The sequence below is a fragment of the Chromobacterium sp. IIBBL 290-4 genome (assembly GCF_024207115.1).
Lineage (GTDB): Bacteria > Pseudomonadota > Gammaproteobacteria > Burkholderiales > Chromobacteriaceae > Chromobacterium.
On the sequence record NZ_CP100128.1, the window covers coordinates 3,786,525 to 3,801,525 of the forward strand.

General features: G+C 60.0%; 17 protein-coding genes. 8 read left to right on the top strand and 9 right to left on the bottom strand.

All coding sequences use genetic code 11. The features are described from left to right. Window positions 1–3: 3 nt before the first annotated feature. The 4 genes from NKT35_RS17760 to NKT35_RS17775 all read right to left on the bottom strand — a co-directional run bounded on the left by NKT35_RS17760 (window position 4) and on the right by NKT35_RS17775 (window position 3,221). On the bottom strand, window positions 4–393 hold the full coding sequence (locus NKT35_RS17760) for a lysozyme inhibitor LprI family protein (RefSeq protein WP_254295473.1): 390 nt from the start codon (window positions 391–393) through the stop codon (window positions 4–6). Further along, the gene (locus tag NKT35_RS17765; protein ID WP_254295475.1) at window positions 393–962 is read right to left on the bottom strand and encodes an aminodeoxychorismate/anthranilate synthase component II; all 570 of its coding nucleotides are present in this window, start codon (window positions 960–962) and stop codon (window positions 393–395) included. Before NKT35_RS17765 ends, NKT35_RS17760 begins: the two co-directional genes overlap by 1 nt. A gap of 840 nt (window positions 963–1,802) precedes the next feature. Further along, window positions 1,803–2,180 carry a cytochrome c gene (locus tag NKT35_RS17770; RefSeq protein ID WP_254295477.1) on the bottom strand — a complete coding sequence of 126 codons (378 nt, stop codon included), beginning with the start codon at window positions 2,178–2,180 and terminating at the stop codon, window positions 1,803–1,805. A 132-nt stretch (window positions 2,181–2,312) separates the two neighbouring features. Continuing rightward, entirely contained in the window at window positions 2,313–3,221 is a 909-nt protein-coding gene (locus NKT35_RS17775; protein WP_254295479.1) for a hypothetical protein, read from the bottom strand. Window positions 3,222–3,478: 257 nt separating this feature from the next. Here NKT35_RS17775 and NKT35_RS17780 point away from each other — a divergent pair, with 257 nt between their 5' ends. Beyond that, the gene (locus NKT35_RS17780) at window positions 3,479–3,643 is read left to right on the top strand and encodes a hypothetical protein (protein ID WP_254295481.1); all 165 of its coding nucleotides are present in this window, start codon (window positions 3,479–3,481) and stop codon (window positions 3,641–3,643) included. 36 nt (window positions 3,644–3,679) lie between these two features. On the opposite strand, the gene NKT35_RS17785 is transcribed toward NKT35_RS17780, so the two are convergent. Continuing rightward, complete coding sequence (locus tag NKT35_RS17785) at window positions 3,680–5,299, bottom strand: ABC1 kinase family protein (RefSeq protein WP_254295483.1); 1,620 nt, start codon at window positions 5,297–5,299, stop codon at window positions 3,680–3,682. 123 nt (window positions 5,300–5,422) lie between these two features. Between NKT35_RS17785 and NKT35_RS17790 the strand changes: the two genes are divergently transcribed. From NKT35_RS17790 to nudB, 7 genes are all read left to right on the top strand, one after another. Next, window positions 5,423–6,160, top strand: a complete 738-nt coding sequence (locus tag NKT35_RS17790; protein ID WP_254295485.1) for a C40 family peptidase — start codon at window positions 5,423–5,425, stop codon at window positions 6,158–6,160. 64 nt (window positions 6,161–6,224) lie between these two features. Continuing rightward, window positions 6,225–6,446 carry a hypothetical protein gene (locus tag NKT35_RS17795; protein WP_254295487.1) on the top strand — a complete coding sequence of 74 codons (222 nt, stop codon included), beginning with the start codon at window positions 6,225–6,227 and terminating at the stop codon, window positions 6,444–6,446. Window positions 6,447–6,455: 9 nt separating this feature from the next. After that, complete coding sequence (locus NKT35_RS17800; RefSeq protein ID WP_254295495.1) at window positions 6,456–7,694, top strand: lipoprotein-releasing ABC transporter permease subunit; 1,239 nt, start codon at window positions 6,456–6,458, stop codon at window positions 7,692–7,694. After that, on the top strand, window positions 7,687–8,373 hold the full coding sequence (lolD, locus tag NKT35_RS17805; RefSeq protein ID WP_254295497.1) for a lipoprotein-releasing ABC transporter ATP-binding protein LolD: 687 nt from the start codon (window positions 7,687–7,689) through the stop codon (window positions 8,371–8,373). Before NKT35_RS17800 ends, lolD begins: the two co-directional genes overlap by 8 nt. Before the next feature lie 54 nt (window positions 8,374–8,427). Further along, window positions 8,428–9,717: a mechanosensitive ion channel family protein gene (locus NKT35_RS17810; protein ID WP_254295499.1), complete on the top strand. Its 1,290-nt coding sequence runs from the start codon at window positions 8,428–8,430 to the stop codon at window positions 9,715–9,717. Window positions 9,718–9,729: 12 nt separating this feature from the next. Continuing rightward, entirely contained in the window at window positions 9,730–10,350 is a 621-nt protein-coding gene (locus tag NKT35_RS17815; RefSeq protein WP_254295500.1) for a response regulator transcription factor, read from the top strand. Further along, window positions 10,351–10,803, top strand: a complete 453-nt coding sequence (gene nudB / locus NKT35_RS17820; protein WP_254295502.1) for a dihydroneopterin triphosphate diphosphatase — start codon at window positions 10,351–10,353, stop codon at window positions 10,801–10,803. A 147-nt stretch (window positions 10,804–10,950) separates the two neighbouring features. On the opposite strand, the gene NKT35_RS17825 is transcribed toward nudB, so the two are convergent. The 4 genes from NKT35_RS17825 to gntR all read right to left on the bottom strand — a co-directional run bounded on the left by NKT35_RS17825 (window position 10,951) and on the right by gntR (window position 14,881). Continuing rightward, a complete protein-coding gene (locus tag NKT35_RS17825) occupies window positions 10,951–11,571 on the bottom strand; it encodes a beta/gamma crystallin domain-containing protein (RefSeq protein ID WP_254295504.1) in 621 nt (206 codons plus the stop codon). A 289-nt stretch (window positions 11,572–11,860) separates the two neighbouring features. Next, complete coding sequence (locus tag NKT35_RS17830) at window positions 11,861–13,168, bottom strand: MFS transporter (protein WP_254295506.1); 1,308 nt, start codon at window positions 13,166–13,168, stop codon at window positions 11,861–11,863. A 34-nt stretch (window positions 13,169–13,202) separates the two neighbouring features. Continuing rightward, window positions 13,203–13,703 (bottom strand): gluconokinase, encoded by a 501-nt coding sequence (locus NKT35_RS17835; protein WP_254295508.1) that lies wholly within the window; start codon window positions 13,701–13,703, stop codon window positions 13,203–13,205. Between the two features lie 176 nt (window positions 13,704–13,879). Next, window positions 13,880–14,881, bottom strand: a complete 1,002-nt coding sequence (gene gntR / locus NKT35_RS17840; RefSeq protein WP_254295511.1) for an HTH-type transcriptional regulator GntR — start codon at window positions 14,879–14,881, stop codon at window positions 13,880–13,882. Between the last annotated feature and the right edge of the window lie 120 nt (window positions 14,882–15,001).

Sequence of the window (15,001 nt, forward strand, 5' to 3'; positions counted from 1 at the left end):
TCCTTATGAGCTTTGTCGGGCCAGGTCGGCCAGTCTTTGCGTGTCCAGGTCGATTTCGCAAGCCAGGCGCGCTTTTTCGGCGCCATTGCCGCTGGCGTAGCTGGCTTCCACCCAGCCGCATTGTTGGCGACGATAAGCCTGATAGGCCTGTTGCGCGCGGCGCAGAACGCGGGCGGCGTGATAGCGGTTGTCGGTAGTGGCGTCCAGCTGCTGCATCGCAGTCAGCGACTTGTGCTCTTGCTCCGCCAATTTTCTTTCAGACTCCTCGTGCCGCTGCTTGAGGCAGCTGGCTATCGCGGGGGAGTCGGCTTGCTGCTGGGTGCATTCCTCCAGCGCGCCCGCCTGAGCCGCCAGGCTCAACAGCGATGCGACCAGAAAAGCGGGCAGTTTCATCAGGCGAATTCCTTGAGGAAGTTGTCCAGCATCTGGTGGCCGTGTTCGGTAAGGATGGACTCCGGATGGAATTGCACGCCTTCGATGGGCAGCGTCTTGTGGCGCACGCCCATGATTTCGCCATCCTCGGTCCAGGCGGTGATTTCCAGGCAGTCCGGCAGTGTTTCGCGCTCGATCACCAGAGAGTGGTAGCGGGTGCAGGTGACCGGATTGGGCAGGCCGTGGAACATGCCCTTGTCCAGATGGCTGACCGGCGACACCTTGCCGTGCATCAGCTGTTTGGCGTGGATGATCTTGCCGCCGAAGGCCTGGCCTATGCCCTGGTGGCCCAGGCACACGCCCATGATGGGCAGCTTTCCTGCGAAATATTGTATGGCGGGCACGGAGACGCCGGCCTCGTTGGGCGTGCACGGGCCGGGAGAGATCACCAGGTATTGCGGATTCAGCGCTTCGATTTGCTGCAGCGTGATTTCATCATTGCGGAACACCTTCACATCCTGCCCCAGCTCGCCGAAGTACTGCACCAGGTTGAAGGTGAAGGAGTCGTAATTGTCTATCATCAATAGCATTTTTGGCTTGGTTCCTTGATTTTACTGGCTTCAAGACGTTCGCCAGCTATTTGACACCCCTAATTTTACCCCCTGTTTATTCGCTGGGCTCTCAGGGGTGGGGGGAGGATGCGGATTACTATACCGGATGACAGGGCCGTACGCAGCCTATGCGCAAAAGGCGCAGTGCTTCCCGCTGGAATTTCACATCATCTCCAGTTATCGTCAGGTGCGAGTCCATCCTCTCGCGATATGAAATCTCCCGCTCATGTTTTCAAGCGTAAAGCCGATGAAGCTGCCCATCCTGTTTGCCGGTGTGCTGTTGACTCCTCTCGCATATTCCGCACCGCTGCCGCCCGCGCCGACGATGAGGTCGGGTTCTCGCCCAAGGGTGGCAGTCCGGCGCTTGTCTTGCAAGGCATCGATAGCGCGAAGCCGTCTATCTTTCCCTTGCCTACTCGATACCGGAGGAGGGACGTCGTTTTGAAGGTTAGGTGGAGTTGAATGGCGGCATCGCTATAGGTAGGGACCTGTCTGCGCTTGCCCTGGGGAGCATCCCGTCGTGATAAGTTTGCGTCCAAGCAGATGAACAGGCCGCCGCGCAGGATCTGGACTTGGTTGCAAGCGTTCCTGTGGGAGCTTCGGTAGCGTTCAGGCAGGGCTTGGTCGCGCTGATATCTTGCCAAGCCCGGCGCAGACGGATTTGCGCAACACAGCTTTTTCATGGTCATGCTCATCACATGCTCTTGTGAGGGCGGATGGCTGGGATAGGATCCCCAAAGCTTATTGCAGGACCACTAAAATGGGTGTCGCTATTGTCGGAAATCGTGGGATTTTGCAAGCCTGATTTGATTGGATGTTTTATTTTTTGGCAATCAGGCTGCTCATGTATTCATTTAAATCGCGCAGGTCTTTAATGCTCCACGGGAATGGCGCCAGCTTTACTCCATTCTCTCGCAAGGTTTTGGGGATTAGATCCCCGTTTGGGCGGAGTATTATTGAGGAGACGATTACGCCTGGATAGTCGTTAAGCCGCTTTCTAAAGACAGTGGTTGCAAGATTGGGTGTTGGCGGCTTGCTTCTGTTGGCGAGCGGCCCCGTGCCTTTCGCATTTTCTCCATGGCATATGGCGCATCTTGCTGAGTAAATTTTCTTTCCATTATTTGCGTCTGCAAAAGATAGTGGTGTTTGTATAAATAAAACACATGAAAGATTGATAAGTATTGTTTTGGTTTTCACGGTCAAAAATCTCTGGTTTCGTAAGGCTGCGTTTTGCGGCGGAAGCGTAGTCAGGTAGGTCTCGGCTTGCCCCTTTAAAGTAAAGGGCAAGGTCGGGACCTGGTGTATGTCAATGTGGCGGGAGGGGCGGGTTTAGCCTGAGATGTTTGATTTTCCAAGACTGGCGCGATCTATCGGTCTTGCTTTTCTGAGCATTATCATGCTCAAAGTTGTAATGATGATAATCAGGAGCATGCCAAGGCTGTAAATTGGTATCGGCTCCGCCAACCAAATGGAACACATCCAGCCGAAGCTCAAAACGGATGAGATGACTAGGCTTTGCACCGCGCCTCTTGCTATATAAACAAAAATGCAAATCAATAGTCCCGATAGAACAACACCAGAGAACCATGCGATGTCTTGGGCTTGTGATAACACTAGGTTTTCTCCCGCCTCGGCCCTGGCCTTGACTCCCATTAGAAGCCGTCTTTCCATGATGAAATGGAAAGAAACTTCCAGATAGCTGGATATTCGCTGCCATGCATTTGTTTTGTTGGCGACCTCTTGGGTTCGAATGACTAGCCGTGTCTGCTGGCCATTCACTTCTTTTAGTAGGAATGTTCCCCATTTGTCCAGGATAAAGGTTTCTTCCGGCTTGACATAGGAAACTTTAAAGTTGTACGGGAAAATGCTATGTTCTTCATTGATTGACCCTCTAATCAGGTCGCCAACTTTCATTTCTTTAAACTCAGGCTTGATGGCGTTTTGGTGGCGGGTTTCATAGCCAAGCGCTTCTTCAATAAAGGAGTAGCTGTAGAATCCTCCCCTGTCTGCGCCAAGCTGCACTAACCATTTCCATACATCCGACTTTGGAGCGTTGATGGTTATGGCTCTGGTCGCAGTGACAGCCAAATCCTTATTGTCACCGGCCATTGGCATGGATATCTCTTCTTTAGAAGCTCCCCAGGTGGTAATGATTGGTCTTGCGATGATTCCGTAAAGCAATAACTGCAACAAGGCAATGCAGGCAATGATCAGTATGGATTTGACTAAGTTACGCATATCATCCTTTCCATTGGCGGTTTGTTTATTATTTCCAAGACGTTCGTTAATCTATTTGAATCCCAAAAGCGGTAAAACAATCTGGATAAGACCTCACCCTCCAGCTCAGCTGGAGCCATGCTGAAAAGTGTTCGTGGGGGGGCAAGAATAGGCTGGTCTTCGCACAGGACTGAAGTCGTCTTTGCGTGGAATGTAGTCCGGCGAACATACGGGATTTTACCGCATGGGCATGCAATTAGCATCATTGCGTGCGCAGCATGTTGCCGCTGCTGGCATCGCCGAGGGGCGATCTAGTGTGGCTGCTGGATGAAAATCGCGACGGCCTCATCGACAAGGCCTGGCGAGGCGGGCGCATGGCGGGCGTTGCCGCCGCCAGCGGCCGCAATGGCATGGCGCTGTGGTCAGAACAGGCAGATGAGTAGGGGAGAGGTCAGCCTGTGCGGCTGACCGCTGCAAGGCTACAGCTCTTTGCCGGAGCGCCAGATCGACCAGACCAGCCAGATGCTGTTGAACAGCGCCAGCATGAAGCCGAAAAAGCCGAAAAAGGGCAGGCCAAACAGTTTGGGGCCGGCGTTCACCGTCATGACGATGGATGAGCCTATGATCAGGCAGCCGGTGACGATGCCCATGGTCAGCCGGTTGCTGCTGCGGTCCAGCTGTTTGCCGAAGCTGTCCAGACGCTGCAAGTCCAGATTGACGCGGAACTTGCCGTGGCGCATGTCTCGGCCTACGCGCACCAGGTCGCGGGGCAGGCCGGTGAGCATCTCCAGGCCTTCCGATATCGTCTGGCGGCCTCGCTTGAGCAGCGCCGCCGGATGGTAGCGGGCGACGATCAGCTCTTTGACGAAGGGTGTGATGTGGGCCACCAGCTGGAAGTCGGGGTTCAATTGCCGGCCCAGGCCCTCCAGCGTGATCAGGGCCTTGAACAGCAGGGCCATGTCCGGCGGCAGCACGATGCCGTGGTTGCGGATCAGGCCCATGATGTCGGCGATCAGCTGGCTGATGTTCAGGCCTTTGAGCGGCACATGCTCGTACTGGAACATGAATTCGCCCACTTCGTCGGCGAATTTCTGCATGTCCACCGGCGTGCTGCCTGTCCATTCGATCAGCACGTCGATGATGCCGTGTTCGTCGCGCTCGGCCACCGCCGACAGCAGATCGACGATTTCATCGCGGCGGGCATGGCTGATGCGGCCGACCATGCCGAAATCGACGAAAGCGATGCGGTGGTCGTCCAGAAACAGCACATTGCCGGGATGGGGGTCGGCATGGAAGAAGCCGTTGACCAGAATCATCTTCAGCACCGCATCGGCGCCGCGCTGGGCCAGCAGCACCGGATCCAGTCCCTGCGTTTCCAGCTTGTCCAGCTCATTGGCCGACACGCCGTGGATGAAGTCCTGCACATTGACTTCCGCGCGGGTGTAATCCCAATGGACTTTGGGCACGACGACATGGGGATCGTCGGAAAAGTCCTTGGCGAAGCGTTCCATGCTGCGCGCCTCTACAGCCAGATCCAGCTCACGCCTCAGCGAACGGGTGAACTGGACGACGATCCCCGCCGGTTGATAGCGGCGCAGCTCGGGAAACTCGGTTTCCAGCAGGTGGGCGAGGTGGGCCAGAATGCGCAGATCGGCCTCCACCTTGTCCAGAATGCCGGGCCGGCGCAGCTTGACCGCCACTTCATGGCCATCCTTTAAACGCGCGCGGTGCACTTGGGCGATGGAGGCGGAGCCTATCGGATGCATGTCGAACTCGGCGAACAGCGCTTCGGGCCCATCGCCCAGCGCCTCCACCAGCATGCGGCGGACCAAGGCTTCCGGCACCGGCGGCACCCGGTTCTGCAGTTTTTCGAACTCGTCTATCCAGTCGGGCGGAAAGACGTCCACCCGCGTGGAGAGAATCTGACCCAGCTTGATGAAGGTGGGGCCCAGCTCTTCGAACGCCAGCCTCACCCTTACCGCCGTGGGCAGCGCGGATTCATTTTCCGGCAACGACAAATTGAGCCATTCGCCGGCTTTTTCCACCGCTCGCGGCAATTTGAGCCGCTGCGCGAACTCTCCTAGTCCGTGGCGGATCAAAATTCCGCTGATTTCCCTTAGGCGCGGTAAGTCCCGCATTGCAATCAAGGTTTCCCGAATCATGTGTTTTTCGCCGTCCCGCTTGGCTTTACACTACCGGCCCTGTCCGATAGAGTGCGGCCTATGAAATTGCAACTCCGTTTATCTGCCCTGGTGCTGGCGGGCGTGATGATGCTCGCCCAGGCCGCGCCAGAGAAGGCGCCTGTGGACAGCCGCGCTCCCGCTGCCGACCGCTCCGCGCCGGATGCCCCGGATGATCCCATCTCCAAATATTCCGCTCCCCAAGAGGATGCGGTGGGAGATCTGCTTTTGCAAGCGATGAGCCTGTTGGGCGTCGCCTATCGTTTTGGCGGCAATACGCCGGACGATGGCCTGGATTGCAGCGGCTTCATCCGCTATGTGTTCCAGAAATCGCTGCGGGTGAATCTGCCGCGCACCGCCGCCGAGATGGCCCATATCGGCAAGGCCGTAGGCCGCGGCGAACTGATGCCGGGCGATCTGGTCTTTTTCAATACGCGCGGCTTCAATTACTCCCATGTCGGCATCTACATGGGCAACAACAAATTCATCCATGCGCCGCGCACCGGCAAGAACATAGAAGTGGCCAACCTGAGCCAGAGCTACTGGACCGGACGCTACAACGGCGCGCGACGGGTCAATCGTAGCACTGCCTACCTGCCGGCGGACACTTCTGATGACGTCAGCGTGAAATCGGGCGCTAAAAAAGCCGCGCCTGAGGCCAAATGCCGCAAGGGCCACAAGAAGTGCAAGGCTGAGGTGGCCTCGGCCAAGAAAGAGAAGGGCGGCAAGTCGGCCAAGGCCGGCAAGAGCGGCGGGAAAAAGAAAAAGGGCAGGCATTAAGTTTGCCACGGCGATGCCCGCGTAGCGCGGGCATCTTGTTTTTGGAATTTTGGATAAATTAGCGATGGCTTTGAAAATCGACATGCCGGTGTGGCGAGATCCGGAAGGCAATGTGGTGGCTTGCGTCGAAAAACTGAAAGTGATGCGCGAGAATCTGGAAGAGATCGCGCAGCTGGCGCAGGATGCTTTTGAAGACGCGGTGCTGATGGGCTGCGAGGAAAATCAGGTGCGCGACTATCTGGCCGCGCTGATGCAGAGCCTGGAAAACCCCTACCGTTCCGAGTGAGACGCCTACATGCCCTTTGAAGCCTTTATCGGTCTGCGCTATCTGCGCGCCAAGCGCCGCAACGGTTTTATCTCTTTCATTTCCCTGATTTCCATCGCCGGCATCGGTTTGGGCGTGGCGGCGCTGATCATCGTGCTTTCTGTGATGAACGGCTTCCAGAAGGAAGTGCGCGGCCGCATCCTCAGCGTGGCCTCCCATTTGGAAGTGGCCAGCTTCGACGGCCGGCTGCAAAACTGGCAAGGCGCGCGCAATATGCTGCTCAAACAGCCGCATGTGCAGGCGGCGGCGCCCTTTGTCACCAGCCAGGGCTTGTTCGTTGCCAATGGCAATGTGCGCGGCGGCCTGCTGCGCGGCATCGAGCCCAAGCTGGAAAACCAGGTGGTGGATGTCGGCAGCCATATGGTGGCCGGCAAGCTGGACGATCTGCGGCCCGGCGGCTTCGGCATGGCCATGGGCGTGGAGATGGCGCGCCAGCTGGGCGTTGGGGTCGGCGACAAGGTGACGTTGATGACGCCGCAGGGCAATATCACGCCGGCCGGCATGATTCCGCGTTCCAAACAGTTCACCGTGACCGGCATCTTCAAGGTGGACATGTTCGAGTTCGACTCTTCGTTGGCCATGGTCAACCTGCGCGACGCGCAGGTGCTGGAGCGCATGGGCGACGGCGTGAGCGGGGTGCGGCTGAAGCTGGATGATCCGATGCTGGCGCCAAGCGTGAAGGAAACCTTGCGGGCGCAGCTGCCGCAGCAGATGGTGACCGACTGGACCGACACCAATGCCAATTATTTCCGCGCAGTGCAGATCGAGAAACGGATGATGACCATCATCCTGACGCTGATCGTCGCGGTGGCGGCTTTCAATCTGGTGTCGACGCTGGTGATGGTGGTCACCGACAAGCAGGCCGATATCGCCATCCTGCGCACGCTGGGCGCCTCGCCGGCCAGCATCATGAAGATTTTCATGATCCAGGGCTCGGTGGCCGGCGTGCTGGGCACCTTGTCCGGCGCGGTCGGCGGCGTGGCCATTGCGCTGAACCTGGATGTGATCGTCCCCATTATCGAACGCATCATCGGCGCCAAAATTCTAAGCAGCGACGTTTACATGATCGATTATCTGCCATCCGATGTGCAGTGGGGCGATGTCTCCACCATCACCATCATCTCGCTGATTCTGGCGCTGCTGGCTACGCTGTACCCCAGCTGGCGCGCGGCGCGCACCCAACCGGCGGAGGCGCTGCGCTATGAGTAAGGTATTGAGCTGCCGCGGCCTCGGCAAACGCTATCAGGAAGGCAAGCTGGCGCTGGATGTGCTGTCCGGCATCGATCTGGAAGTGAACAAAGGCGAGCACCTGGCCATCGTCGGCGCATCGGGATCCGGCAAGAGCACGCTGCTGCACTTGCTGGGCGGCCTGGACACGCCTACGTCCGGCGCCGTGGAGGTGCTGGGCAAGGATCTGTCCAAGCTGTCCGAGCAGGAGCGCGGCAAGCTGCGCAATGAGTCCATGGGCTTTGTTTACCAGTTTCATCACTTGCTGCCGGAGTTCTCGGCGCTGGAAAACGTGATGATGCCCTTGCTGATCCGCCGCATGGATAAGCAAGAGGCCGCGCGCCGCGCCGGCGAGATGCTGGAGCGGGTGGGGCTGGGCAAACGCGTGGAGCACAAGCCGGGCGAGCTGTCCGGCGGCGAGCGCCAGCGGGCCGCCATCGCGCGGGCCTTGGTCACCCAGCCAGCCTGCCTGTTGGCCGACGAGCCGACCGGCAATCTGGATGCCCATACCGCCGGCCAGGTGTTCGAGCTGATGCTGGAGCTGAACCGCACCTCGGGCACCAGCTTGATCATCGTCACCCACGATATGGAGTTGGCCGCGCGTACGCAGCGGGTGCTGCGGTTGAACGAAGGGCGGCTGGCGCAGTCAGAACAGATTTGATTTTGACGAAACCGCCCGCGAGGCGGTTTCCTGTTTAAGCCAAGGAGAAGAATATTGCTGTGGTTCCTCCGTAAGGAAATGGACTTTTTCGCGCTGCTGGACGCGCTGCAGACGCCGAATGGTTTGATCGAGCTGGGCATTGGCGCGGTCTGCGTGATGTTGGCGCTGGTCTTCGCCCGCAAGATGTATCACCGCTGGTTCGCGCATGATCCGGAGCGCTATGAGCAGTTCTTGCCTTACACCGGCTTCCGGTTGGTGTTGCCGGTATCGGCCCAATTATTGGTGATTCTCGCCAGCCTGGCCTGGAGCCGTCTGGAACACGCGCCGATGTTGGTGTTGCATATTTTCAGCGCGCTGTTGTTCTGGTTGGCGATTATCCGTCTGTGCACCGCCGTGGTCAGACAAGCCTTCCCGCATGGCCGTTTCGAGCGCCATTCCGAACACCTGCTGGCCACGGTGCTGTGGCTGGGTTTTGTCAGCTGGGCGATCGGCTTTGATGTGGCGGTGACGGATTGGCTGGAGTCGATCAGCTTTTCGGTCGGCAAGACCAAGCTGGATCTCCTGACCATCATCAATGGCCTGCTGTGGGTGACGGTGATTGTGGTGGTGGCGCTGTGGGCCAGCCGCTTGATCGAAGCGCGCATCATGAAGCTCAAGCACCTCGATTCGAACTTGCGCATCGTATTCGCCAAGCTCACCCGCACCGTGCTGGTGATCGCGGCGGTGCTGATCGCGCTGCCGGTGGTGGGCATCGATCTGACCGTGTTGTCGGTCTTCGGCGGCGCGGTCGGTATCGGTCTGGGTTTCGGCTTGCAGAAGATCGCCAGCAACTTCGTGTCCGGCTTCATCATTCTGCTGGACCGGTCCATCCGCATTGGCGACCGGCTGATGGTCGACAACCGCGTCGGCTATGTCACTAAAATGACGTCGCGCTACGTGGTGCTGAAGGGCGCGGACGGCACCGAGGCGCTGGTGCCGAACGACACGCTGATTTCCGGCACGGTGATCAACCAGTCTTATTCCGACAAGAATATGTGGACCAGTCTGCCGGTTTCGGTGGCTTACGGCACCGATCTGGACTTGGCGCTGTCCTTGCTCAAACAGGCGGCGAATCAGCCGCGCGTGCTGAAGAACCCCAGTCCCAACGCTTTCGTCACCTTGTTTGCCGACAGCGGCATCAATCTGGAGCTGGGTTTCTGGGTAGCGGATCCGGAAAACGGTTTCATGGGGCTGAAGTCGGACATCAATCTGGCCATCTGGCGTTTGTTCAAACAGCATAATATCGACATCCCTTACCCGCAGCGGGAAGTCCGCATCGTCGGCAATCTGCCGGCGCAGCAATAATCGGAGGCAAGCATGGGCGCGAAGCGGCTGGCGATCATCGACGACGACGAGGCAGTGCGCCAGTCGCTGGTTTGGCTATTGGAAGGGCAGGGCTATCAGGCGGTAGGCTATGACGGCGGCGAGGCCTTTCTGGCCGCCGGCGACGGCGAAGAGTACAATGGCATTGTGCTGGATCTGCGCCTGTCCGGCATCAGCGGCATTGTGCTGCTGGAAAAACTGTCCGCCTGGGGCTATTGCCCGCCGGTGATCATGCTGACCGCGCATGGCGATGTGCCGCACGCGGTGGCGGCGTTGAAACTGGGCGCGCTGGATTTCATCGAAAAACCGTTTGACGACGTGCATCTGCTGGAGCGCGCGGCCGCCGCGGTGGCTTTGGACGAGCAGAACCGCGAGCGCCATGGCTATCAGCGCAAGGTGTCGGCCGCGCTGGCGCAATTGACCGACCGGGAGCGCGAGGTGATGCAGCTGGTGCTGGCCGGCAAGCTGAACAAGCAGATCGCCGAAGAGCTCAACATCAGCATGAAAACGGTGGAGGTCCACCGCTCGCGGGTATTCGAAAAAATGGGCGTCAAATCCGCCGTGGAGCTGGCCGGCATGCTGGCGGCTCCGGGCGCGCAGGGAGGAAAGGCCTAGATGGGCAATAAGCAGCCGGTGTCGGTGCTGGTGGTGATCCATAGCCGCGATGGCCAGGTTCTGTTGCTGGAGCGGGCGGACAAGCCCGGCTACTGGCAGTCGGTGACCGGCAGCCGCGAGGGGAGCGAAGACCTGTTGGAAACCGCGCGGCGCGAGGTGATGGAGGAAACCGGGCTGGATGCGTCCCGCTTCGAGCTCAGCGATTGGCGCCAGGTGAATCGCTACGAAATCTACCCTCATTGGCGGCACCGCTATCCGGAAGGCGTCACCCACAACGACGAGCATGTGTTCGGCTTGCAATTGCCGCAGCCTTGCGAGGTGGAGTTGGCGCCGCGCGAGCATCTGGGCTACTGCTGGCTGCCCTGGGCGCAAGCGGCGGAGAAGGTGTTCTCGCCTTCTAATGCCGAGGCTTTGCGCCTGCTGCCGCAAAAATTGGGTTTGGCTTTGGGCTGACCCTGAGTCGCTTCTGATCCAGAGCCCGCCTTGGCGGGCTTTTTTGCGGGCGGACGCTGGCCTGGCAAGGTGTCGACGAGTGTTGCGTGCGGCGGATCCGGGAAGCGGTGAGGATGAGGGGCCGGCCTGTTGGCCGGCCTGGCGCTGTTATTTCTTGATGGATTCCAGATAGAAGCTCGCCCGCGTCTGATCGTCCCGTGTGTAGGTCATATTGGCCGGGAAAGTCTCCTGGTGCGTGGTGATTTGGATTTCGTGGGTATGCTGATCCCAGTGGAAGAAGACCGCGCCGGTGGCCACGGCTACGCCGCTGCGATCGAACACATAAATGGCGCAGGTGGTTTCGTTGGTGCTAGAGCTGGAGGGCAGGAACACATACTCATCCAGGCCGGACGGCACCTCGACGCGGCCGATGTCGGCGGCTTCGAACACCATTTTGTAGTCGCCCGGCTCGCCGCCGGTTTTGTCATGCAGCTTCAGGCCCACGGCGAAAGCCGTATCCAGCGCCAGAACCTGGAATTTGGACAGGCCGCTGATCTGCGCGTCGATATTTTGATGACGGCCGGGTTGGTACTCGTGAGTCAGGCCGCTGCCGTTGATGTGCTGATAACAGCGCACCTTGGCGGTTTCGCCGACCTCCACGGACTTGTACTTGTCGTTGAAGTTGTCGCCGAAGTCGAAAGTGACGTCGTCGCCCACATGGTAATAGTCGGGCTCGCCCTGCAGATTGGTGGTGCGGAAGAAAGCGATCTGATCCGGTAACAGTGCCATGCGGAGCTCCTTGATGGATGGGTTCGAGAAAGCAGGTCTGGAGCCGCTGACAAGATCCCGAGGGAGTGCCCGAGCCAAGGCGAGTCGAAGCCCTGGGGCAAGGAGATGCAACACAGGATCAAGTGTTTTGTGAGCGGCGCTTAGACTGCAGGGCGCAGCATGACGGCGCGTAGTCAGGCAGGCAATGGGCCAAGCGGCCAGCAGAGCCGGTCTTGTAAATCCCGCTTTTTATGCAGGTGGCGGAACCGCAGGCGCAAAAAAGCCCCGGCCGAAACCGGGGCTGCTAGCCTTACTCCGGGGAGACGCCGGGTTCGGGCAACTGCTCGATTGGGCCGAGCAGGAAGACAAAGGCCAGGATGCCGATCACCAGCATGCAGCCAGCCACCAGGAAGGCATTGGCGAAGGAATGGGTGGCGCCGACGATGATGCCGGTGACGATGGGGGCGATGGCGCCCATCATATTGTTGGCGAAGTTCATGATGCCGCCGACGGTGCCGGTGCCGCCGCGCGGCGCGATCAGCGAGGGCAGGGACCAGCCCACCGGCGCGGCGGCGGCCAGGCCGCTGAGCGCGATGGTGATCCAGATGATGGCGATATAGGGGTCGGTGGTCGTGGTCGCGCCGAATACCGCCATGCCCATGGCCATGCCGCACAGCAGCACGGTTTTGCGGACACGGGTTTCGTCATGGCCGCGAGCGATCATCTTGTCGATCAGCCAGCCGCCGACGAACAGATCGGCCGCGGTGGCGAACAGCCAGGGGATGGCGGAAAACCAGGCCGACTTCAGGGTATCCATATGCATGGCTTGCACCAGATAGCCGGGCAGCCAGGTCAGGAACAGGTAGAACACATAGCCGTAGGCGGCGAAGCCGATGGACAGCCCCCATACCTTTCGTTGGCGCAGCAGGTAGCCCAGCATGGCCAGCGAGCTCTGCTGGCTGACGCCTTCCTCGGTCGCGCCGCCCTGAAGGATGTACTGGTGCTCGGCCGGGCTCAGCTTTTTATCGGCGCTGGGGTCGCGGTAGATCAGGCAGAAGGCGATGAAGTACAGCACGCTGAGGATGGCGGACACGCCGAAGCCCCAGCGCCAGCCCAGATGAACCACGGCCAGCGCCACCAGCGGCACGCCTATCACATTGGAAAACTTGGCAGCCGCGTCGAACAAGGCGGTGGCCATCGCCCGCTCGCGGCGCGGGAACCAGTAGCCGGTGGCCTTGGAGCTCACCGGAAAGCCCGGCGCTTCGGCTATGCCCAGCAGCACGCGGGCGGCGAAAATGCCTCCGAAGCCGCCGGCGCAGGCGGTGAGGGTGGCGGCTACGCCCCACAGCAGCGCGCCCAGCCGGCCGATGCGCGTGGTGCCGAAGCGGTCTAGGATCACGCCGGTGGGGATTTGCAGCAGCGCGTAGCTCCAGAAGAAAGCGCTGAACAACAGGCCCAGGTCAGCGCTGCTGAGGCCGAACTCCTGCTGCAATTGCGGCGCGGCCACAGAGAGGCTGATGCGGTCGAAATAGTTGACCAGGATGCCGATGCCCAGCAATCCGCCTATGCGCCAGCGGCGCGTCGGCACGGTCAGAGTAGGGTGCGAAGGGGCGTTCATGATTATTCTCCTCATTCCTCTATTTATTGGAAAGCTATTCGAGCGCGCTCAGAATTTGCCGCAGCAGCGCGTCCGGGGAAGCGCCTATGTGAGCGTCGAGGCCTTGCTCGTCGGCGGCCAAGGTCTCCAGATCGGCGAATTGGCTGTCGATCAGGCTTTCCGGCATGAAGTGGCCGCTGCGCTCGCGCATCCGGGCCGCAATCAGCTCGCGTTCGCCATGCAGATGGACGAAGCGCAGTTCGGGGTCGCCCGCGCGCAGCGCGTCGCGGTAGCGGCGTTTCAGCGCCGAGCAGGCCAATACCAGCGGCTGGCCTTGTTCGCGGCCTATTTCCAGCTCATGGGCCAGGGCGGCCAGCCAGCCGGCGCGGCTGGCATCGTCTAGCGGAATGCCGGCGCGCATCTTCTCGATGTTTTCAGGCGGATGGAAGGCGTCGCCCTCGATGAAGCGTGCGCCGATGGCCTCGGCCAACAAGCGGCCGACGCTGCTTTTGCCGCAGCCCGCCACGCCCATTACCACGATGTTACGGTCTGTCATGTTAGCGCTAACATATAAGGTTGCAATAATGGCCGGAGCGAGCCGGCCTGCTGATTTCTGCTGATGTTAGCGCTAACAAATTTAGATGAACAAGCAGTTTGATCAAGTTTTGACTGTCATGGGCTTGAAATGTAGTCGCCGCACAACATCGGGAAAGGCGAGCGGCTTGGGCGCAATTAACTGCTGCGGCGCAGCATTAATTGAAATCCAAGATCGGAGGAGGCGGCTTCGACGGCATCATCTTCCAGCATGCGCAGCAGTTGGCGCGCCGCCTGCTCGCCTATCTGCCGCCGCGGCGTGGCGACGGTGGTGAGCGGCGGGGTGGACCAGGCGGCGGCTTGCAGATCATTGAATCCGGCGACGGCCAAGCGCTCCGGCACGGCGATGCCTTTTTCGCGGCAGCGGAACAGCGCGCCCAGGGCCAAGTCGTCGTTGCAGCAGAACAGGGCGTCGCAATCCGGGCGTTGGGCGAGCGCCGCGTCCAGCATGTCCGCGCCCATTTGCATGCTGGACGGCGCGGGGTTCAGCCATTCCAGCGCCGCGTCGTGGCGGCCGGCCTCGTGCAGGGCAAGGCGGTAGCCGGCCAGCCGTTTCATCACCCGTTCGTCGAGCTGGGCGCCGAGAAAACCGATTTTGCGCCGACCCTGCGCAAGCAGATGGCGCGCCATGGCAGCGCCTGCGTCTTCTTGGGAGAAGCCGACGCAGCAGCGTCCGTCGTCGGCCAGATCCATCATGTAAACCGCGGGCAGGGCATGGCGGCTCAGCAACGCGTCGAATTGCGGCTCATGGGCGAGGCCGGTGATCAACACGCCGTCAGGGCGATGCTGCAGATAAGCGCGCAGCAATTGCAGCTCCTGCTGCGAGTCGTAATGGTAGTTGCCGATCAACATCTGGTATCCCGCCGGCTGCAGCACGTCTTCTATGCCGGACAGGGTGTCCAGGAACACGGTATTGCTGAGCGAAGGGATCAAGACCAGCGCGGTGCGCGAACGGGCCGAGGCCAGGGCGCTGGCTGAGCGGCTGGGGACATAGCCCAGCATGTCTACGGCGCGGGCTATTTTTTCCCGCAGTTCCTGCGAGACTTGTCCGGGCTGTTTCAAGGCGCGGGACACGGTGATGGCGCTGACGCCGGCCGCGCGGGCGACATCATGCATGGTGACGCCGCTGCCGGCGCGCATACGGGGTTTTCTCGGCATGGGGCAGGCGTTTTGAGAATCAGGCCCGTATTGTAGCGCAATGCCAGGCGGCGATCCTGCATGTCATGCGCAAGGACGGGGCGTGTTTTTCGCCCCGCCGCG